This window comes from Streptomyces globisporus C-1027, from assembly GCF_000261345.2.
GTDB lineage: Bacteria > Actinomycetota > Actinomycetes > Streptomycetales > Streptomycetaceae > Streptomyces > Streptomyces pakalii.
In genome coordinates, this window is the sequence record NZ_CP013738.1 from 4600630 (window position 1) to 4620331 (window position 19702).

At 73.0% G+C, this 19702-nt stretch carries 18 protein-coding genes and 2 pseudogenes; 8 read left to right on the plus strand and 12 right to left on the minus strand.

Annotated features, from left to right (window positions below):
• Positions 1–56 precede the first annotated feature (56 nt).
• Positions 57–361 (plus strand): annotated as a pseudogene (locus tag WQO_RS20180) (class I SAM-dependent methyltransferase); the annotation flags it as partial.
• Positions 356–487, plus strand: a pseudogene (locus WQO_RS37475) (DUF4259 domain-containing protein); the annotation flags it as partial. The pseudogenes WQO_RS20180 and WQO_RS37475, both read left to right, overlap by 6 nt.
• Positions 488–500: 13 nt before the next feature.
• Here WQO_RS37475 and WQO_RS20185 read toward each other — a convergent pair.
• From WQO_RS20185 to WQO_RS20220, 8 genes are all read right to left on the minus strand, one after another.
• Positions 501–1112: a Uma2 family endonuclease gene (locus WQO_RS20185; protein ID WP_010061129.1), complete on the minus strand. Its 612-nt coding sequence runs from the start codon at positions 1110–1112 to the stop codon at positions 501–503.
• Positions 1113–1271: 159 nt separating this feature from the next.
• The gene (gene serC, locus WQO_RS20190) at positions 1272–2390 is read right to left on the minus strand and encodes a phosphoserine transaminase (RefSeq protein ID WP_010061128.1); all 1119 of its coding nucleotides are present in this window, start codon (positions 2388–2390) and stop codon (positions 1272–1274) included.
• Positions 2391–2486: 96 nt separating this feature from the next.
• Positions 2487–3716 carry a cytochrome P450 family protein gene (locus WQO_RS20195; protein WP_010061127.1) on the minus strand — a complete coding sequence of 410 codons (1230 nt, stop codon included), beginning with the start codon at positions 3714–3716 and terminating at the stop codon, positions 2487–2489.
• Positions 3713–4975: a cytochrome P450 gene (locus tag WQO_RS20200; RefSeq protein ID WP_010061126.1), complete on the minus strand. Its 1263-nt coding sequence runs from the start codon at positions 4973–4975 to the stop codon at positions 3713–3715. Before WQO_RS20200 ends, WQO_RS20195 begins: the two co-directional genes overlap by 4 nt.
• Positions 4972–5646 (minus strand): GTP-binding protein, encoded by a 675-nt coding sequence (locus WQO_RS20205; protein ID WP_010061125.1) that lies wholly within the window; start codon positions 5644–5646, stop codon positions 4972–4974. Before WQO_RS20205 ends, WQO_RS20200 begins: the two co-directional genes overlap by 4 nt.
• A complete protein-coding gene (locus WQO_RS20210; protein WP_010061124.1) occupies positions 5627–5998 on the minus strand; it encodes a DUF742 domain-containing protein in 372 nt (123 codons plus the stop codon). The genes WQO_RS20205 and WQO_RS20210 overlap by 20 nt, the downstream gene beginning before the upstream one ends.
• A complete protein-coding gene (locus tag WQO_RS20215) occupies positions 5995–6414 on the minus strand; it encodes a roadblock/LC7 domain-containing protein (RefSeq protein WP_010061123.1) in 420 nt (139 codons plus the stop codon). The genes WQO_RS20210 and WQO_RS20215 overlap by 4 nt, the downstream gene beginning before the upstream one ends.
• A complete protein-coding gene (locus WQO_RS20220) occupies positions 6411–8042 on the minus strand; it encodes a sensor histidine kinase (protein WP_010061121.1) in 1632 nt (543 codons plus the stop codon). Before WQO_RS20220 ends, WQO_RS20215 begins: the two co-directional genes overlap by 4 nt.
• 262 nt (positions 8043–8304) lie before the next feature.
• Between WQO_RS20220 and WQO_RS20225 the strand changes: the two genes are divergently transcribed.
• The gene (locus tag WQO_RS20225) at positions 8305–11229 is read left to right on the plus strand and encodes an FAD-binding and (Fe-S)-binding domain-containing protein (RefSeq protein WP_193407218.1); all 2925 of its coding nucleotides are present in this window, start codon (positions 8305–8307) and stop codon (positions 11227–11229) included.
• On the opposite strand, the gene WQO_RS20230 is transcribed toward WQO_RS20225, so the two are convergent.
• Positions 11168–12094 carry a LysR family transcriptional regulator gene (locus WQO_RS20230; RefSeq protein WP_029182334.1) on the minus strand — a complete coding sequence of 309 codons (927 nt, stop codon included), beginning with the start codon at positions 12092–12094 and terminating at the stop codon, positions 11168–11170. The two genes, WQO_RS20225 and WQO_RS20230, sit on opposite strands and share 62 nt — an antisense overlap.
• Before the next feature lie 152 nt (positions 12095–12246).
• Between WQO_RS20230 and WQO_RS20235 the strand changes: the two genes are divergently transcribed.
• The gene (locus WQO_RS20235) at positions 12247–13203 is read left to right on the plus strand and encodes an EamA family transporter (RefSeq protein WP_010061115.1); all 957 of its coding nucleotides are present in this window, start codon (positions 12247–12249) and stop codon (positions 13201–13203) included.
• A gap of 31 nt (positions 13204–13234) precedes the next feature.
• Here WQO_RS20235 and WQO_RS20240 read toward each other — a convergent pair whose 3' ends face one another.
• From WQO_RS20240 to WQO_RS20250, 3 genes are all read right to left on the minus strand, one after another.
• Positions 13235–13669 (minus strand): type II toxin-antitoxin system VapC family toxin, encoded by a 435-nt coding sequence (locus WQO_RS20240; RefSeq protein ID WP_010061112.1) that lies wholly within the window; start codon positions 13667–13669, stop codon positions 13235–13237.
• Positions 13666–13908 (minus strand): ribbon-helix-helix domain-containing protein, encoded by a 243-nt coding sequence (locus tag WQO_RS20245; RefSeq protein ID WP_073820260.1) that lies wholly within the window; start codon positions 13906–13908, stop codon positions 13666–13668. The genes WQO_RS20240 and WQO_RS20245 overlap by 4 nt, the downstream gene beginning before the upstream one ends.
• A gap of 68 nt (positions 13909–13976) precedes the next feature.
• Positions 13977–14708, minus strand: a complete 732-nt coding sequence (locus tag WQO_RS20250; RefSeq protein WP_029182333.1) for an NUDIX domain-containing protein — start codon at positions 14706–14708, stop codon at positions 13977–13979.
• Positions 14709–14831: 123 nt separating this feature from the next.
• Here WQO_RS20250 and WQO_RS20255 point away from each other — a divergent pair, with 123 nt between their 5' ends.
• From WQO_RS20255 to WQO_RS20270, 4 genes are all read left to right on the plus strand, one after another.
• Complete coding sequence (locus WQO_RS20255; protein ID WP_010061108.1) at positions 14832–15386, plus strand: DinB family protein; 555 nt, start codon at positions 14832–14834, stop codon at positions 15384–15386.
• Positions 15387–15565: 179 nt separating this feature from the next.
• A complete protein-coding gene (locus WQO_RS20260; protein ID WP_010061107.1) occupies positions 15566–16369 on the plus strand; it encodes a TIGR03084 family metal-binding protein in 804 nt (267 codons plus the stop codon).
• Entirely contained in the window at positions 16366–18102 is a 1737-nt protein-coding gene (locus WQO_RS20265) for an acyclic terpene utilization AtuA family protein (protein ID WP_010061106.1), read from the plus strand. The genes WQO_RS20260 and WQO_RS20265 overlap by 4 nt, the downstream gene beginning before the upstream one ends.
• Entirely contained in the window at positions 18099–19697 is a 1599-nt protein-coding gene (locus tag WQO_RS20270; protein WP_010061105.1) for an acyl-CoA carboxylase subunit beta, read from the plus strand. The genes WQO_RS20265 and WQO_RS20270 overlap by 4 nt, the downstream gene beginning before the upstream one ends.
• The last annotated feature ends 5 nt before the right edge of the window (positions 19698–19702 follow it).

Here is a 19702-nt window from a genome sequence, read left to right on the forward strand (position 1 = left end):
GGAGGCCTGACGAGCCCCTGGGGCCTGTCGTCGAACTGGCCCCAGGGTGATGCGTCATGACCACCCCTGACCTGTCGCCCGGCTTCCTGCACGCCACCCGGACCTCGTACGACGCCATGGCCCCCGGCTGTGTCGATTTCACCCGGGGCGAGCTGGCTGCCAAGCCGTTGGAGGGCGCTCTGCTGAGTACGTTCGCCGAACTGGTGGCGGCGGGCGGCGGAGGCCTCCCGGTGGCCGACGTCGGCTGCGGAACGGGCCGGGTGACCCGCAGATGGTCGCGGTGGCGCGGCGGGAGCATCCCGGGCTGCGGTTCGAGGAGGGCTCCATGCTCGCCCTCGACCTGCCGGACGCGTCGCTGGGCGTCCGCGCCCTGGACCGCCTCACCGCGAAGAACGCGGAGCCGCTGGACCTGTGGGCGGACGCCGGGGCGGACCAGGAGTGGCTGGCGGGGATAGCCGCGCTGCGGGCGGTGCCGGCGGCGGCGTGACCCCGCCCGCGCCTCAGCGTTTCGGGCTGCCCGCCCGCACGATCTCGTCGACGTCCAGGGAGAGTTCGGCGCCGATGGAGGCGGGGAGCGGGGCCTGCTGGCCGGGGGCGTAGACCTCGTGGCGGTCGTAGCCGGCGGGGAGCGGTTCGGTCAGGACGTGGACCCTGCTGTGCCTGCGGTCGACGATGACGTACACCGGGATCTTGGCCTGGGCGTAGGCGGTGACCTTGTTGCGGAGATCGTTCTGGTAGTTCCCGGAGGTGACTTCCAGGACGAGGCGGAAGCAAGCGGGGTCGTAGCTGTTGTTCTCCCGCAGGTGCTCGTCGAAGTCGGCGTCGACGATCGCCAGATCGGGGATCGCGAAGTCCTGGGGGCCGCCGGGGAGCCAGAGGCCGACGCCCTGGAGGACTTCGCTCTCGCCATCGTCGAGACCTGCGGAGATGAACGGGCGCATGAGCTTGGTGAGCGCACGTGCGTGCGGGCCGTCCGCGGGTGGGGCCACGGTGATGACGCCTCCGATGATCTCGACGCGATGCCCCGGAAGCTGCTCTGTGAGACGGTTGGCCGTTTCCAGAAGCGTTTCCGGCTCATCGTCACAGGGGTGCTCGACTGCTGCTGCAGACATTGCGGGCCTCCTGGAACGGGCTGGTGTCGAGAGCATCATCGTAGGACGGGGCTGCCCGAGATCGCGCTTCTGGCATATGCCATCCGGTCGAGTGAAGCGGGGACGGCCCGGCACCCACGTGGGTGCCGGGCCGTCCCCGTACAGCGGAGAACCGAAGGGCTACAGCTTCTCGATCACGTAGTCGATGCACGCCGTCAGCGCCTGCACGTCCGCCGGGTCGATCGCCGGGAACATCGCCACGCGCAGCTGGTTGCGGCCCAGCTTGCGGTACGGCTCGGTGTCCACGATGCCGTTGGCGCGCAGCACCTTGGCGACGGCCGCCGCGTCGATCTCGTCCGCGAAGTCGATCGTGCCGATGACCTGCGAGCGCTTCGCCGGGTCCGTGACGAACGGGGTGGCGTACTTCGACTCGTCGGCCCAGCCGTAGAGGTGGCCCGACGACGCGGCCGTGCGGCCCGTCGTGAAGTCCAGGCCGCCCTGGGTGTTCATCCACTTCAGCTGCTCGTTCAGCAGGAAGAGGGTGGACAGCGCCGGGGTGTTGTACGTCTGGTTCTTGAGCGAGTTGTCGATCGCCGTCGGGAGCGAGAAGAACTCCGGGACGTGTCGGCCCGAGGCGTGGATCCGGGCCGCGCGCTCCAGCGCCGCCGGGGAGAACACGCCGATCCACAGGCCGCCGTCGGAGGCGAAGGACTTCTGCGGGGCGAAGTAGTAGACGTCGGACTCGGTGATGTCGACCGGCAGGCCGCCCGCGCCCGAGGTGGCGTCCACCAGGACGAGCGCGCCCTCGTCGGCGCCCGCGACGCGCTTGACCGGCGCCGCGACACCCGTCGAGGTCTCGTTGTGGGTGAAGGCGTAGACGTCCACGCCCGCCTCCGCCCGCGGGTCCGGGTGGGTGCCCGGGTCGGAGGCGATGACGGTGGGGTCGGACAGCCAGGGCGCGAGCTTCGCGGCCTTGGCGAACTTCGACGAGAACTCGCCGAAGTTCAGGTGCTGGGACTTCGCGTCGATCAGACCGTGCGTCGCCACGTCCCAGAAGGCGGTGGAGCCGCCGTTGCCGAGGATGACCTCGTAACCCTCGGGCAGGGAGAAGAGCGCGCGCACACCGTCCCGTACCTCGCCGACCAGGTTCTTGACCGGGGCCTGGCGGTGGGACGTACCGAGGAGGGAGGTGCCGGTGGCGGCCAGCGCGTCGAGCGCCTCCGTCCGCACCTTGGAAGGACCGGCGCCGAAGCGTCCGTCGGCGGGCTTGATGTCAGCGGGAATCTGGATGTCGGCCACGGGACGGAGCGTAGTCCCTCGGTGGCACGGCTCCGTAACCGTGTCCGTCCGATGAGACGTGCGCTCCGGCCCGTGGACGTGCGTCCACCCGAGCGGTCAGGCGTCGCCGCCGAACGGGCAGCCCAGCTCCACCGGCAGCTCGTGCAGGTCGTTCTGCGTCACGATCGGCTTGTTGCGCAGGTCGGACGCCGGGACCGCCAGGTCCAGTTCCGGGAAGCGCTCGTAGAGCGCCGGCAGCGCGATGCCCGCCTCCAGGCGGGACAGCGCCGCGCCGGGGCAGACGTGCGGGCCGTGGCCGAAGGCGATGTGGCGGTTCGGGGTGCGCGTGGCGTCGAACTCGCCCGCCGTCGGGCCGTAACTCTCCTCGTCCCGGCCCAGCGCGCCGAACGAGATGATCAGGCCCTCGCCCTTCGGGAGGACCTTGTCGCCGACCTCGATGTCCTCCGTCGCGAAACGGATCAGGACGTGCGAGGTCGGGGTGTTCCAGCGCAGCGTCTCCTCGATCACGCCGTCCCAGCCGATCTCGCCGTTCAGCACCTTCTTGCGCTGCTCCGGGTGGGTCTGGAGCGCCTCCACCACGTTGACGATCAGGCTGATCGTGGTCTCGTGTCCGGCGGCGATGATCAGTTGCAGCGTGTTGACGATCTCCTCGTCGGTGAGGTGGTCACCGTTCTCGGAGGCCGCGATCAGCGCGCTGGTGAGGTCGTCGCCCGGGTTCGCCCGCTTGCCGTCGACGATCTTCGTGAAGAGGGTCCCGAGGTCCGCCATCATCTGCGGGACCTCCTCCGGCGGGGTCTGCGTCGAGAAGAACTTCTCGAACAGCTCCTTCAGCCGCGGGTGGTCCGCCGCGTCCACGCCCATCAGCTCGCTGATGACGTTCATGGGGAGCGGGTAGGCGAACTCCGCCTTCAGGTCCACCGGCTCCCCGGCCGGCAGCGCGGCCAGCTTCTCCAGGCTCGCGTTCGTGAGGGCTTCGATGCCCGCCCGCAGCCGCTCCACCCGTTTCACCGTGAGCGCCTGCGCCACCAGCGTACGGAGCCGGCGGTGCTCGGCCCCGTCGACCGTCAGCATCGAGCGGCCCGGGTTGGCCAAACCGATCAGCGGCCAGTCCATCGGTATCTCGCCGCGCTGCCAGGCGCCCCAGACGTTGATGTCCTTGACCACCCGGCTGTCGGTGAGCAGCGCGCGGGCCTCCGCGTGGCGGGTGACCGCGTACACGTGTACACCGCCCGGCAGCTCCACCTCGGCCAGCGGACCGGCGGCCCGCAGCGCGGCGCTCTCGCCGTCGAGGTCTCTGACGAAGGGGTCGAGCGCGATACGGGTCATGCGGGGCCTCCGTGGCTTCCGGGTCTGCCGAGGGCGGGCGTGGGAGTGAAGAGCACCGGCAGGTCCGTCAGTCCGCGCAGCCACGGCGACGGGCGGCGGGTGAGCTGCTCGGCGGGGACGGCGAGGTCCACGTCCGGCAGCCGGTCGAGCAGGACCTCGATACCGGTACGGGCGATGACCTCGGCGGTCTCCTGGGCCGGGAACGGGCAGCGGTGCTCGCCGTGGCCGAAGGAGAGGAAGGCGTTGTTGCCGCCGGTCAGCGCCGAGCCGTCGGTGCGTACCTGGGGGTCGCCGTTGGCGGCGGCGAGGCCCAGGAGCAGCAGGTCGCCGGCTCGGATGTGGCGCCCGCCGATGTGGGTGTCGCGGGCGGCCCAGCGGCCGGCCACGTTCTGCGTCGGGGTGTCCTCCCAGAGGACCTCGTTCATGGCCTCGGCGACGCTGTGCCGGCCGCCGGAGAGCGAGGCGGCGAACCGGTCGTCGGTGAGCATCAGGCGCAGCGAGTTGCCCATCCAGTCGGCGGTCGGCTGGTGACCGGCCGCCATCATCACCATGAGGTCCTGGGCGACCTCCTCGTCGGTGAAGCCGCCGGGGTCGGCGAGCATCCGGGTGGCCACGTCGTCGCCGGGCTCGGCGTGCTTGTCCGCCAGCAGCTGGAACATGGACGCGCCCAGGTGCTGCTGTCCGGCCAGCGCCCGCTCCCGGCCGTCGATCATGTCGTTGATCGCGCCGACCAGCGGGTGCGCCTCCTCGTCGGAGAAGCCGTAGATCCTGGCCAGGACCAGCGCGGGGAGCAGCTTGGCGTACTCCGCGATGATGTCGACCGAGCCCTTGGTGCAGAACCGGTCGATCAGCTCGTCGGCGAACTCCTCCGCGTACCGCTTCAGCGAGAACGGGTCGACGCCCTCCAGCGCGTTGCTGATCATCATCGCGCGGACGCTGTGGCGCTCGCCGACCGTGTAGAGGATCGAGGGCTGCCTGCGCCCGATCATCGGCAGCAGCGGCCAGTCGTCGGGGATGCGGTCCCACTGGTTCCACAGCTCGGAGTCCCGGCTGAAGAGGACCGGGTCGCCGGTGACCTGGTGCAGTTCGCGGTAGCCGAGGACGAGCCAGGCGGGGACGTCGCCGTCGAGGACGACCGGGGCGATCGCCCCGTGGTCGCGCCGCAGGTCCCGGTAGAGCTGGACGGGGTCGCTCTGGAAGCGGGGCCCGGACAGCGGGACGGACGTGTGGGTGACGGGGCAGCCGGAGACAGTGGTCACGGGGCGGACTCCGGGGTCGGGCCGGCCGCCGCCAGGGCCGCTTCGGGCGCGGCTGCCGCCGGGGCGGCAGGTCCCGTGGCCTGGAGGCGGGCGGCGGAGAGCGCGGCGAGGTGCTCGACGAGCGTGATCAGCACGTACTTGCTGGAGGACCGGTCGCGGGCGTCGCACTCCACCAGCGGTACGTCCTCCGAGAGGTCCAGGGCCTCCCGGATCTGCTGCTCGCTGTGGAGCGGGCCGCCGAAGTCGTTGCACGCCACGATGAACGGCGTGCCGTGGTGCTCCAGGCGGTCGATGGCGTACCAGGAGTCGGCGAGCCGGCGGGTGTCGACGAGGACGACCGCGCCGAGCGTGCCGGCGAACAGCCGGTCCCACAGGAACCAGAAGCGCTCCTGTCCGGGCGCGCCGAAGAGGTAGAGCACGGAGCGCTCGTCGAGCGTGATCCGGCCGAAGTCGAACGCCACCGTGGTGGACGTCTTGGCGTGGACGCCGGCGAGGTCGTCGACGGCCTCGCCCGCGCGGGTCATCGTCTCCTCCGTGTTGAGCGGACGGATCTCGCTCACGGATCGGACCATGGTGGTCTTGCCGACGCCGAAGCCGCCCACGACAACGATCTTGAGTCCGTTGTCGGCGGTGGAGCTCAGAGTGGCGCGGTCAGAGGTTGCGGAGTCCAACGAGCACCTGTTCCAGGATGTCGGGGTCGGGGAGCCGGTCCGCGACACGGGCTGTACGGGGGTGGCGGGCGCTGATCCGGCCGGTGTCGAGCAGGTCGCAGAGCAGGATGCGGACGATGCTGACCGGCAGTTTCAGGCTCGCGGCGATCTCGACGACGGCGGTGGGGCCTTGGCACATCCGCAGGATCGCGACGTGCTCGGACTGCATCCCCGGGGACGGGTCGCACTCGGCGACGACGAGCGTCACCAGGTCGAAGGCGGCGGAGTCGGACCGGCTGCGTCCCCCGGTGAGGGTGTACAGCCGGTCCGGATCGTCGTCGCGGCCCGGTCGGGGGCGGGGCGCCGTCGTCATACGGACGGGGCCTCGGCGGGTTCGCGCGGCGGCGCGACGAGGTGCTCGCCGAGCTGCTCGACGAGCTCGCTCATGTTGTGGCCGACGAGGCCCACGTCGGAGTCCTCGTCGGCGACGACGGCCAGGTGGGCCCCGGCCCCCGCCTCGACGATGAACAGCACGCCGCCGTAGAACTCGGCCATCGCGGACCGTACGCCGCCGGTGCCGTCGCCGAACTCGATGGACGCGCCGTGCGACAGGCTCTGGATCCCGGCGGAGATCGCGGCCAGCTGGTCGGCCTGGTCGACGGAGAGCTCGGGGGTGCGGCACAGCTTGAGGCCGTCGCGGGACAGGACGAGGGCGTGGCGGGTACCGGGGGTGCGGTCGAGCAGCCCCTCCAGCAGCCAGTTGAGCTTCTCGTCGGTGGTCGCGGTCATCGGGTGTTGCCTTCCGGGTGCGGGGAGTTGGCTCGTACCGCCTTGCTGAAGGTGCTGAAGCGCGCTGCCTGGACCTTCGGGTCGGTGGTACGGGCCCGGGGGGTGTCGGCTTCGCCGGGGGCGGCGTTGCCGGTACGGGCTTCGGCGGCGGCCAGCGTCCGGCCGCGGCGGCGCTTGGGCAGGCCGCTCTCGCCGAACTCGGGCACGCTGCCGGTGGACTCGGAGACCGAGTCCGCGGAGGGTACCGGTGAGCCCGGGGAGTCCGCTTCCGCCGCCGGGGTCAGGGGCGTGGAGGCGTCGTCCTCGGTGCGGGGCCGTGGGAGCCGGCCCGCGTCGTCGGCGTCCGTTCCGGCGGCCGAGGCGTGCGCGGGCTCGGGCTCGGCGGGGAGCTCGACGGCGGCGGCGCTGTCCGCGGGGGCCGGTGCGGCTGCCGGGGGCGTCGGTGCGGACGCTGCCACAGGTGCCGCCGGTGCGGCCGTCGCCGGTGCCGCCGGGGCCGGTGCGACCGCGCGGGAGATCAGCTCCTGAGGGAGCATCATCAGCGCGCCGGTGCCGCCCCGGGCGGACGGCCGGAAGGAGACGGTCAGGCCGTGCTTACGGGCCAGCCGGCCGACGACCGCGAGCCCGAGGCGGGTGCCGGAGAGGTTCGTGAGGTCCTGGTGGTCGGCGGAGACCGCCCGCTCCGCGCGGCGCAGCTGCACCTCGCTCATGACGAGCCCGCTGTCCTCGACGGTGATGACGATGCCCGCCGGGACCTCCTCGACGTACACATGGACCTCGGCGGTGGGCGGCGAGAAGTTGGCCGCGTTGTCGAGGAGTTCGGCGAGCGCGTGCATGACGCCCTCGGCCGCGTGTCCGGCGATGGCGACATCGCTGGTGGAGTGGAGGCGGACCCGCTGGTAGCTGCCGATCCGGCCCATCGCGCCGCGCAGGATCGACTCCATGACGATCGGCTTCGCCCAGCGCCGGCCGGAACGGGCCCCGGTCAGCACGGCGATGGAGTCGGCGAGGCGGCCCGCCTGGGCGGTGCGGTGGTCCAGGTGGAGCAGGTCCCCGAGCACGGACTCGTCGGTGTGCCGGTGCTCCATCTCGCGGAGGTCGGCCAGCATGCTGGTGGACAGGGCCTGCATCCGGCCCGCCGCGTTGGCGCAGGCGGCGACGGCCGCGGAGCGCTCGGTCTCGGCGCGCGTGGCACGGGCCGCCAGCCGGTCGACGCTGACCTGGAGGCGGGACTGTTCGGCGGCGGCCGCCGCGACGATCCGCTCGTTCTCGGCGCGGGCCTCGGCGACGAGCCGGGCGGTCTCGGCGGAGGCGGCGCCCTTGATCCGGGCGGTCTCCGCCGTGAAGCGCTGGGCCTCGACGGCGGAGGCGGAGACCAGGCGCGAGGTCTCGGAGGTGAACCGCTGGGCGTCGGCGGCCCGCAGGGCGCGCAGCGTCCGCGCGGTCCCCAGGGTGTGGACGGTGACGGCCGCACAGACGCTCAGCAGCACGGCGGCTGCGCCCGCGCCCCAGGCCAGCGGGGTCCGTACCGTGTCGGGGGCCGCGGCGACGGCCCACAGGGTCAGCGTGCCGGTTGCGGCTGCCGATATCAGCAGGGCGAGTGCGGTGGGCCGGTGTGAGGGGCGCAATCGGAGTCCTCGGTGGCGGACGGTGCGGGGCGGTGGGACGGTAGGGCGTTCGGGCGGAGCTGGTGCGGCGAATTCTGGACACTTCGTCACGGGTGCGGGCGATTCTGCACAACTGGAGCTGATAGTTCCTGCGCAAGTCTTGGTCACTATAGGAGACTTGACGGTCTGTTTGGGAAGATCTTGTGGGCTTTTTTGTGCGGCTTATGCACTTTCATCCGTGCGCATCCCAAGAGTTCATCTGTACCGGCGGCATGCTGAAGGAATGGCCGAACAACATCGACCGCATACCGGACCGCCCGTCCCGGCTTCCGCACCTTCCGCGGCTTTCGTCGCCGCGCTCCGCTCCGCCGTGCGCGGCACGAGCGACTTCGGGCCCACCGCCCGGGCGTTGACGACGATGGACGCGTCCAACTACCGCCGCGTCCCCCTCGGCGTGCTCGCCCCGCGCGACGCCGACGACATCGCGGCCGCGCTGAGGGTCTGCCGGGAGCACGGGGTGCCGGTCGTCCCGCGCGGCGGCGGAACGTCCATCGCCGGACAGGCCACCGGCACCGGCCTCGTCCTCGACCTCACCCGCCATCTGCGGGCGATCCTCGACCTGGACCCCGCCGCCCGCACCGCCGTCGTCCAGCCCGGTGTGATCCTGGACGACCTGCGGGCCGCCGCCGCACCCCACGGACTGACCTTCGGCCCCGACCCGTCCACCCACAGCCGCTGCACCCTCGGCGGGATGATCGGCAACAACTCCTGCGGCGCGCACTCGGTCGCCTGGGGCACGACGGCGGACAACGTGCGGGGGCTCTCGGTCGTCCGGTACGGGGGCGAGGCGCTGCGGCTGGAGCAGGGGAGCGGTACGGGCCGGGCGGGCGTCGACGCCCGCGGGGCGGGGGAGTCCCACGGCCCCCGAGGCGTGAGCGAACTCGTCGCCTCCCATCTCGCCCTCCTGCGCACCGGCTACCCCGACCTCCCGCGCCGCATCTCCGGGTACGCGCTCGACGCCCTGCTCCCCGAACACCCCGGCGGCCCCGACCCGGTCCGGGCGTTCTGCGGCAGCGAAGGCACCCTCGCCGTCGTCACCGAGGCCACCGTGCGCCTGGTCGAAGCGCCGCCCGCCCGCGCCCTGGCCGTCCTCGGGTACGCCGACGAGTCCGCCGCCGCCGAGGCCGCCCCGGGCCTCCTCCCGTACGGCCCGCTCACCCTCGAGGGCATGGCCGCCGACCTCGTACGCGAACCGGCCGGGCTGCTGCCGCGCGGGGCCGCCTGGCTCTTCGTCGAGACCGGCGGCGCGACCCCGGCCGAGGCCCGCGCCCACGCGGAACGCGTCCTGCGGGCGGCCGACGCGGTGGACGGGACCGTCGTCACCGACCCGGCCGGGCAGCGGGCCCTGTGGCGGATCCGCGAGGACGCCGCCGGGACCGCGACCCGGATGCCCGACGGCAGTGAGGCCTGGCCGGGCTGGGAGGACTGCGCGGTCCCGCCCGCCCGGCTCGGCGCGTACCTCCGCGACTTCCGGGCCCTCCTCGCCGAACACGGCCTGCGCGGCACCCCGTACGGCCACTTCGGCGACGGCTGCATCCACGTCCGCATCGACTTCGACCTGATCACCGAGGCCGGGGTGGCCCGCTTCCGCCGGTTCTCCGAGGAGACCGCCGACCTCGTCGTCGCGCACGGCGGCTCCCTCAGCGGCGAGCACGGCGACGGGCAGGCGCGCGCCGAGCTGCTGCCCCGGATGTACGGGGACGAACTCGTCGCCCCCTTCGGCCGGTTCAAGGACCTGTGGGACCCGGACGGCGGCCTGAACCCGGGGATGCTCGCCCGCCCGGACCGCCTCGACACGAACCTCCGCTTCGCCGTCCTCCCGAAGCGCCCGGTGGACGTGGAGTTCGGCTATCCGCAGGACGGCGGGGACTTCACGGGCGCGGTCCGCCGCTGCGTCGGCGTCGCCAAGTGCCGTACGGAGGAGACGAGCGGCGCGGGCGTCATGTGCCCGTCCTTCCGCGCGACCGGTGAGGAGGCCCACTCGACCCGCGGCCGGGCCCGGCTCCTCCACGAGATGCTGGCGGGCGAGGTCATCACGGACGGCTGGCGCAGCACGGAGGTCCGGGACGCGCTCGACCTCTGCCTCTCCTGCAAGGGCTGCCGCAGCGACTGCCCGGTGGGCGTCGACATGGCCACGTACAAGGCGGAGTTCCTGCACCACCACTACAAGTCCAGGCTCAGGCCCGCCGCCCACTACGCGATGGGCCGCCTGCCGCAGTGGCTGCGCCTGGCGCGTCCCTTCGCCCGCCCGCTCAACGCCCTCGCCCGGCTGCGCCCGCTCGCCGCGCTCGCGAAGCGGCTGGCGGGGATCGCGCCCGAGCGGACGATCCCGGTGCTGGCGACCGAGACGTACAGCCGGTGGCTGCGCCGGAGGCAGGGGAGCGGGACCCGGATCCTGTCGTCCAGCCGGGTGGTGCACCTCTGGCCGGACACCTTCACCGAGCACCTGTCCCCGCAGGTGGGCCGGGCGGCGGTGCGGGTGCTGGAGGAGGCGACGGGGCGTACGGTGCTGCCGCCGCCGGCCGGGGTGTGCTGCGGGCTCACGTACGTATCGACCGGGCAGCTCGACGCGGCGCGCCGGGTGATGCGCCGCACCCTGGACCGGCTGGACCTCTTCCCCGGTCACCCCCTCGTCGTCCTGGAGCCGAGCTGCGCCGCGACCCTCCGCACGGATCTTCCCGAGCTCCTTCCCGACGACCCGCGCGCCGCCGAACTGGCCTCCTCCGTGAGGACGTTCGCCCAGTATCTGGAGGAGTGCGCCCCCGACTGGGCACCGCCCCGCCTGGACCGCCCGGCCGCCGGCCAGACGCACTGCCACCAGCACGCGGTCCTCGGCGACGCGGCGGAACGGCGGCTGCGTGAACGGCTGGGCCTGACCGGCGAACTCAGCGGTGGCTGCTGCGGGCTCGCGGGCAACTTCGGATTCGAGAAGGGCCATTACGAGGTGTCGGTCGCCTGCGCGGAGGAGCGGCTGCTCCCCGCCGTACGGGAGGCGGAACCCGGGACGGAACTCCTCGCGGACGGCTTCTCCTGCCGTACGCAACTGGACCAGCTGGCCGACCGCCGGGCCCGGCACCTCGCGGAGGTCATCGCGGAGGCTCTCCCGGAGCCCGTTCCGGGGGCCGGCGCGCCGGGTCCCGGGCGATGATCTCCCGCGCCAGCGAGGCGAGTCGGGGAAGTGCCGGGTGACCGGGGGCGTCGCGGCGGGCGAGGAGGACCGGGACGGCCGGGGCGTCGTCGAGCGGGACGTAGGCGACCCCCGCGTACGGGTGCAGGTCCGCGGTCGACGCGGTGGACACCCCGCTGCCGCGCCCGGCGGCGATGGCGGTGAGCCAGTCGTCGGTGTTGCCGACGGTGAGGGTGGCGGCCGGGCGGGCGTGCGGCGGCCACAGGTCCACGGTGGTCGTGCCGGAGACGGTGTTCAGGACGACCGGGCCGCCCGCGAGATCGGCGAGCCGGAGCGAGGTGCGCGCCGCGAGCGGCCCGTCCGCGGTCACCGCCGCCAGCCGGACCTCGGTGAACAGCACCTCGGTGACCAGCCCCGGTGCGTCCACCGGCCCGCGCAGCAGCGCCGCGTCGACCTCGCCCCGGGTCAGCCCGGCGGTGCGGTCGTCGATCCGGAGCAGCTCCAGCGGGGTGCCCGGGAAGCGTTCCTGCCAGGTCCGCAGCAGCGGTGTGGTGTACGGCCCGAACGCGGACCAGGCGTGCCCGAGCCGCAGCGGCCAGGTGTGCAGCCGGCCGGGGTCGAGCGCCTCGTCGAAGGCGGCGACCGCGGCGGCGGCCTTGTCGCGGAAGGCGACGCCGTCGGGGGTGAGGGCGAGGTGGTGGGTGGAACGGTCGACGAGCCGGACCCCGAGGTGCCGCTCCAGTGCGGCGAGGGTGCGGGACACGGCGGGCTGGGTCAGCCGGAGGCGGGCGGCGGCGCGCGTGATGTTGAGCTCGTCGGCGACCGCGAGGAAGGCCCGCAGATGCCGGAGTTCCACGGGGCGTCCTGTGGTCGGTTCCTCGCTCATGCGCCGGAAGCATAACGAGAGCGTGATCGGCATTTCACGGAACGCGCGGGCGTCCTTACGGTGAAGGGAAACCCATGGCGGACCCGGTTCTCCATCCTGTACCGTCCAGTGCATTGTAGTGCACTTACCCGCTCGCCCCCGGAAGGCTCCCCGTGAACGACCAGCGCAGCGCCGCCGAACCGGCCGCCGCAGCCGTCGCCGTACCCGAAGCGGTGACGGCACTCGAAGGCGCCGGATCGTCCTGGGCCGACCGCCGGGCGGCGCTGGCGCCGATCGCGCTGGTGGTCGCCGGTGGCCTGTCCGTCCAGTTCGGCTCGGCGGTCGCCGCGCTGCTGATGCCGAAGGCGGGCGCCCTGGGCGTCGTCACCCTGAGGCTGGCGGCCGCCGCGCTGATCCTGCTGGTGATCTGCCGCCCGAAGCTGCGCGGCCACTCGCGCGCCGACTGGGGCACGGTGCTGGCCTTCGGTGTCGCGATGGGCGGCATGAACACGCTCTTCTACCTGGCGCTGGACCGGATCCCGCTCGGTATCGCCGTCACCCTGGAGGTGCTCGGCCCGCTCGCCCTCTCGGTGTTCGCCTCCCGCCGCCTGATCAACGTCCTGTGGGCCGGGCTCGCCCTCGTCGGCGTCGTCCTGCTCGGCGGCGGCGGCTTCGACCGCCTCGACCCGGTCGGCGCGGCCTTCGCCCTGGGGGCCGGGGCGATGTGGGCGGCGTACATCGTGTTCAGTGCCCGCACCGGCCGCCGCTTCCCGCAGGCGGACGGGCTGGCGCTGGCCATGGTGGTCGCCGCGGTCCTCTCGCTGCCGCTCGGCATCATCGAGTCCGGGGCGAAGCTCACGGTCCCGTCCACGGTGGCGCTCGGCGCGGCGGTGGCGGTCCTCAGCTCGGTGCTCCCGTACACCCTGGAGCTGATGGCCCTGCGCCGGCTGCCCGCGCCCACGTTCGCCGTGATGATGAGCCTGGAACCGGCCATCGCCGCCGGTGCGGGCTTCCTGATCCTGGACCAGGCCCTCTCCACGACGGACGCCCTCGCCATCGCCCTGGTCATCGGGGCGAGCATCGGCGCGGTGCGCAGCCGGTCGGGGCCGGCTCCGCGACGCGAGGCGTGAGCCGGGGCTCGCCCCGGGCCCCGGAGGGGCCTCAGCAGTCGGCGGGCAGGATCCGGAAGGAGTCCAGCCCCGGGGTCAGCGGTGACATCGCGCGGAAGTCGCGCTGGTCCAGGGTGAAGATGCGATCGGTCCGGTAGCGGTCGGCCAGGACCACTCCGACCGCGTCGGCCAGGTCGAGCCGCAGCCCTTCGTACTTCTGGCGGACCTCATGGGCGGTGTGCAGGTCCGCGAGCTTGAGCTCGGCGAGGCGGTACTGCCCGTCGTCCATGCGGGAATTCAGCGCCTCCATCACTTGCAGGGCAGCCGGGAACCCCAGGTCCCGGTGGACCAGGTGATCCAGCTCGGTGACGACGAGCGGGGAGACCGCCAGTCGCTCGTGCTCCAGGATTTTCGCCGCTGCGACGTGCTCGGTCTGGGCGGCGTCGAAAGCGGCGTAGAGGGCCGAGGTGTCGGCGACGATGATCAACGGCGTGCGGCCCGTTCCTTGATGTGCTCGTAGACGGCGTCGTCCATCTCGTCGGGTGTGCGGGGGCGTCCGCTGTCGAAGACGGGCAGCTCACGGCTCCGCTTCGGTCGCTCCGCGCTGTCCAGCAGCATGGCGATGCCACGCCGGATGAGCTCGGCCTTGCTGACGCCGGTCGCGGACGACTCGGCGTCCAGTCGCACTTCCAATTCGTCCGGAAGATAGACGGTCGTCTTTATCATGCTGTCCAATTTACCACCCTGCCCTACGTAGGGCAGGGTGGTAAACGGTGAGGCCGGGCGTGCGTCTCTCACCACCTGCACGGCGGGTCGAGGTCGGTGATCGAGTCGGCCAGTTCCGCAGGGCGCCCGGGCCACCCCGTCCGGTGCCAGTGCTCGATGCGCCAGGACAGCCGTCGCGGCCACAGCGGGGTGACGGGCAGTTGCTCCACCGGCACCCAGGCCGGGGTGCCGCCGTAGGTGTCCAGCGTCTCGGGCGGGCCGACCTCGCCGGTCGCGGACACGAGGAAGTAGTGCTCGTGCCGGCCGTCCTTCCAGACCCGGGCGAGCTGGGGCCCGACCGTCCCGGCCAGGCCGGTCTCCTCGCCCAGTTCGCGCAGGACGGCCTCTTCCAGCGTCTCGCCCGCCTCGACCCCGCCGCCCGGAATCTCGTAGTGCGACCCGCCGCCCCCCTTGGTGAAGCGGATCAGCAGCACGGCCCCGTCGCGGATGACGACCGCCCCGGCCCGCACCCGTACCGGCTCCGCTGCCGCCGGGTCGACCAGGGCCACCGGACCCTGCGGCGCCGCGCCCTGCGCCCAGGCGCGCAGCACCGTCTCCGCCGTCCCGGCCGGCCGGATGCGGGCGTGCAGGGCCTCCGCCAGGGACAGGGCGACCCGCGGTACGCCGAGGGAGCCCCCAGAGCCTGCGCCCGGGACGCCGCCGGGAAAGACGTGGTACGCGCCCTCGGCGTCGTGGTGGAGCTCCAGGATCACCTTGTCGGCCTCGAACAGGACGGTCACCGGGCGGATTTCGGCAGTCATCGACGGAGGCTAACGCGCACCCCGGCCGGACCGCCCCCGGAATGCCTCCGTCCGTACGGTGCCCGGCTCTAGAGTCGCCGGATCGAGCCATCGCCCCCCGCCCCGCGCCCCCGGAGGTCAGCCGTGGAACCCACCGAACCGACCGGCACCGCCCCGAAGTCCCGTGAACGCGACGACCTGCTGGCCATGGTCGCCGACCAGCGCACCAACTTCCTCTACACCGTCACCGGGCTCACCGACGAGCAGGCCCGCACCCGTTCGACGGTCAGCGAGCTGACCCTCGGCGGCCTCGTCAAGCACCTCGCGGAGGTGCAGCGCGCCTGGCTGTCCGTGATCGACGGCACCGCCGCCCCCGAGGTCGGCTGGGCCGACGTCGATCCGGACGGCAACCGCATGACCGACGAGGAGACCCTCGCCGGCCACCTCGACGCGTTCAGGGCCGGGGCGGAGGCCTTCGACCGGGCCGTCCGCGAGGAACCCGACCTCGACCGGGCGATCACGCTGCCCCGGTACCCCTGGTCGCCCCCGGAGCCCCTCGTCTGGACCGTCCGGCACGTCCTGCTGCACGCGTTCCGCGAGATCGCCCACCACAGCGGCCACGCGGACATCGTGCGCGAGGCCCTCGACGGGGCCAGCACGACGGAACGGATGGCGAAGGCGGCCATGGGAGGCGAGTGACCGGAGGCGGGTGACCGCAGGCGAGTGACCGGCGGCGGGTGATCGGCGGGGCGGGGCGGTGAGCGTCGACCCGTACGCGCCCGCACACCCCGGGCAGAAAATCATGCAAGCGTGCTTGATTGTTTCCCGACGCGCTGCCATGCTCCTGGGCACCACACCCGGTCCCGAGGGGGGCGCACGTGTCCGCTGTCGTAGCCGTGATCGACGATCTGCGCGAGGAGAGCGACGAACTCGATCAACTCGTGGGGGAGTTGGACGACCCGGGCTGGCGCGGCCCGACGCCCGCCGACCGGTGGACCGTGGCCCACCAGATCGCCCATCTCAGCTGGACCGACGAGGTCGCCCTCCTGGCCGCCACCGAGCCCGACCGGTTCGGCGACGAGGTCGCCAAGGCCCTGGCCGCCCCCGAGGCCTTCGTCGACGAGGCGGCCGACGCCCTCGTCGCCGCCCACGCCCCGGACGCCCTGCTCGCCCGCTGGCGCGAGGGCCGGGAGCGGCTCGACAAGGTCCTTCGCGACGCCCCGGCCGGCACCCGGATCCCCTGGTACGGGCCGCCGATGAGTGTCGCGTCCATGGCGACCGCCCGGCTCATGGAGACCTGGGCCCACGGCCAGGACATCGCCGACGCCCTGGGCGTGACCCGGCCCCCGACCGCCCGGCTCCGCCATGTGGCCCGGATCGGCGTACGGGCCCGGAACTACGCCTACGCGGTACGCGGGATCACCGCACCCGAGGAGGAGTTCCGCGTCGAACTCCACTCCCCGGACGGCGAGATGACCGCCTACGGGCCTGAGGGCGCCGCCCAGCGGATCACCGGCCCGCTCCTCGACTTCTGCCTCCTGGTCACCCAGCGCGCCCACCGCTCCGACCTCGCGGTCACCGCCGAGGGCCGGGACGCCGACCAGTGGCTCTCCATCGCCCAGGCCTTCGCCGGACCGCCGGGACCGGGCCGGCTGCCGCGCGCTGAGCGGGAGACCCGATGAGCGGCACCCCCGCCCCCGTCCTCCGTATAGGCAACGCCTCCGGCTTCTACGGCGACCGCTTCGACGCCCTGCGCGAGATGCTCACCGGCGGCCCCCTCGACGTCCTCACCGGCGACTACCTCGCCGAGCTGACCATGCTCATCCTCGGCCGCAGCCGCCTCAAGGACCCGCAGAAGGGCTACGCCACCACCTTCCTGCGCCAGTTGGAGGAGGGGCTCGGCCTCGCCCATGAGCGCGGGGTGAGGATCGTCGCCAACGCGGGCGGCCTCAACCCGGCCGGACTCGCCGACGCGGTGCGGCAGTTGGCGGAGAAGTTCGGTGTGCCCGTCACCGTCGCGCATGTCGAGGGCGACAGCCTGCCCGTCCCGGACGGGTTCCTCACCGCCAACGCCTACCTGGGCGGCTCCGGGATCGCCGCCTGTCTGCGGGCCGGGGCCGATGTCGTCGTCACCGGCCGGGTCACCGACGCGGCCCTGGTCACCGGGCCCGCCGCCGCCCACTTCGGCTGGGGCCCGGACGACCTGGACGCGCTCGCGGGGGCCGTGGTCGCCGGGCACGTCCTGGAGTGCGGTACGCAGGCGACCGGCGGGAACCACGCCTTCTTCGGCGACCACGACCCCGCCCGCCTCCGCCGCCCCGGCTTCCCGCTCGCCGAGATCCACGCCGACGGCTCGTCCGTCATCACCAAGCACGACGGTACGGGCGGGGTCGTCGACCTCTCCACCGTCACCGCCCAACTCCTGTACGAGACCGGCGGAGCCCGGTACGCGGGCCCCGACGTCACCGCCCGCCTCGACACCGTGCGCCTCACGCCCGACGGCCCGGACCGGGTCCGGATCGACGGGGTGCGCGGCGAGGCCCCGCCGCCCACCCTCAAGGCCGGGCTGACCCGGCTCGGCGGCTGGCGCAACGAGGTCGTCTTCGTCCTCACCGGACTCGGCATCGAGGCCAAGGCCGACCTGGTGAAGGCCCAGTTCGCCGACGCCCTGGAGCGCGGCAGCGCCCGCCCGCCCGCCGAGGTGCGCTGGGAGCTGGCCCGTACCGACCACGCCGACGCCGACACCGAGGAACGGGCCAGCGCCCTGCTCCGGCTCGTCGTCCGCGACCAGGACGCCGATACGGTCGGCCGCACCGTCTCCGGGGCCGCCATCGAGCTGGCCCTCGGCAGCTACCCGGGCTTCCACGTCACCGCCCCGCCCGGAAAGGGCGCGCCCTACGGGGTGTTCGAGGCCCGGCCCGTACCGGCGGCGGAGGTCGAGCACCTCGCCGTACTGCCGGACGGGGCCCGGGAGGTGATCGAACCGGCTGTCCAAACCCAGGAGTTGGTCGATGTCGAGGGGTCGCCGCTCCCCGACCCGTACCCCTCCGGCCCCATCCGCCGCGCCCCCCTCGGTCTGATCGCGGGCGCGCGCAGCGGCGACAAGGGCGGCGACGCCAACGTGGGCGTCTGGGTGCGCGACGACGACGCCTGGCGGTGGCTGGCGCACGAGCTGAGCGTCGAGCGGTTCAAGGAACTCCTCCCGGAGACAGCAGACTTGACCGTCGTCCGCCATGTCCTGCCCAACCTCCGTGCCCTGAACTTCACCGTGCACGGTCTGCTGGGCGAAGGCGTCGCCGCCCAGGCCCGGTTCGACCCGCAGGCCAAGGCGCTGGGGGAGTGGCTGCGGTCCCGGTGGCTGCCGGTCCCCGTGCCCCTGCTCGAAGGCATCGACGCCCCGGAGGTGACCGCATGACCGTCCTGCCCACCGCGCTCGACACCAACAGCCCCGAGTACGCAGCGCATCGGGCCACCATGGTGGAGAAGCTCGCCGAGCTGGAGACCGAGCACACCAAGGCGCTCGCAGGCGGCGGCGAGAAGTACGTGACCCGGCACCGGGGGCGCGGCAAGCTCCCGGCCCGGGAGCGGATCGAGCTGCTCGTCGACCCCGACACCCCGTTCCTGGAGCTGTCGCCGCTGGCCGCCTGGGGCAGCGACTACGCCGTCGGCGCCTCGCTCGTCACCGGGATCGGGGTGGTCGAGGGCGTCGAATGCCTGATCACCGCCAACGACCCGACCGTACGCGGCGGGGCGTCGAACCCCTGGACGCTGAAGAAGGCCCTGCGCGCCAACGAGATCGCCTTCGCCAACCGGCTCCCGGTGATCAGCCTGGTGGAGTCGGGCGGGGCCGACCTGCCATCGCAGAAGGAGATCTTCATCCCCGGCGGGGCGCTCTTCCGGGACCTCACCCGGCTCTCCGCCGCCGGAATCCCCACCGTGGCCGTCGTGTTCGGCAACTCGACCGCCGGAGGCGCGTACGTCCCCGGCATGTCCGACCACACCGTGATGATCAAGGAGCAGTCCAAGGTCTTCCTCGGCGGCCCGCCCCTGGTGAAGATGGCCACCGGCGAGGAAAGCGACGACGAGTCCCTCGGCGGGGCCGAGATGCACGCCCGTACGTCGGGGCTCGCCGACCACTTCGCCGTGGACGAGCACGACGCGATCCGGCAGGCGCGGCGCATCGTCGCCCGCCTCAACTGGCGCAAGGCGCAATCAGATCCAGGCCCCGCAGAACCGCCGAAGTACGACGAGGACGAGCTGCTCGGCATCGTGCCGGGCGACCTGAAGGCCCCGTTCGACCCACGCGAGGTGATCGCCCGGCTGGTCGACGGCTCGGACTTCGACACCTTCAAGCCGCTGTACGGGCCGAGCCTGGTCACCGGCTGGGCGCGGCTCCACGGCTACCCGGTCGGCATCCTCGCCAACGCCCAGGGGGTGCTGTTCAGCGAGGAGTCGCAGAAGGCCGCGCAGTTCATCCAGCTCGCCAACCAGCGCGACATCCCGCTCCTCTTCCTCCACAACACCACCGGCTACATGGTCGGCAAGGAGTACGAACAGGGCGGCATCATCAAGCACGGCGCGATGATGATCAACGCGGTGGCCAATTCGAAGGTCCCGCATCTGTCGGTCCTGATGGGCGCGTCCTACGGGGCCGGCCACTACGGCATGTGCGGCCGCGCCTATGACCCTCGCTTCCTCTTCGCCTGGCCCAGCAGCAAGTCCGCCGTCATGGGCCCGCAGCAGCTCGCGGGTGTCCTCTCCATCGTCGCCCGCGCCTCGGCCGCCGCGAAGGGGCAGCCGTACGACGACGAGGCGGACGCCGGGCTGCGCGCCATGGTGGAGCAGCAGATCGAGGCGGAGTCGCTGCCGATGTTCCTGTCCGGGCGGCTGTACGACGACGGGGTCATCGACCCGCGCGACACCCGGACCGTCCTCGGGATGTGCCTGTCCGCGATCCACACCGCACCGGTCGAGGGCGCCCGTGGCGGCTTCGGCGTCTTCCGGATGTGAGGCCC

Excerpts from the sequence above, each read along its gene's own strand:
- WQO_RS20185 (WP_010061129.1), bottom strand. The coding sequence starts at position 1,112 with ATGTCTGCAGCAGCAGTCGAGCACCCCTGTGACGATGAGCCGGAAACG.
- WQO_RS20195 (WP_010061127.1), bottom strand. The coding sequence starts at position 3,716 with ATGACCCGTATCGCGCTCGACCCCTTCGTCAGAGACCTCGACGGCGAG.
- WQO_RS20210 (WP_010061124.1), bottom strand. The coding sequence starts at position 5,998 with ATGACGACGGCGCCCCGCCCCCGACCGGGCCGCGACGACGATCCGGAC.
- WQO_RS20215 (WP_010061123.1), bottom strand. The coding sequence starts at position 6,414 with ATGACCGCGACCACCGACGAGAAGCTCAACTGGCTGCTGGAGGGGCTG.
- WQO_RS20225 (WP_193407218.1), top strand. The coding sequence starts at position 8,305 with ATGGCCGAACAACATCGACCGCATACCGGACCGCCCGTCCCGGCTTCC.
- WQO_RS20230 (WP_029182334.1), bottom strand. The coding sequence starts at position 12,094 with ATGAGCGAGGAACCGACCACAGGACGCCCCGTGGAACTCCGGCATCTG.
- WQO_RS20245 (WP_073820260.1), bottom strand. The coding sequence starts at position 13,908 with ATGATAAAGACGACCGTCTATCTTCCGGACGAATTGGAAGTGCGACTG.
- WQO_RS20250 (WP_029182333.1), bottom strand. The coding sequence starts at position 14,708 with ATGACTGCCGAAATCCGCCCGGTGACCGTCCTGTTCGAGGCCGACAAG.
- WQO_RS20265 (WP_010061106.1), top strand. The coding sequence starts at position 16,366 with ATGAGCGGCACCCCCGCCCCCGTCCTCCGTATAGGCAACGCCTCCGGC.
- WQO_RS20270 (WP_010061105.1), top strand. The coding sequence starts at position 18,099 with ATGACCGTCCTGCCCACCGCGCTCGACACCAACAGCCCCGAGTACGCA.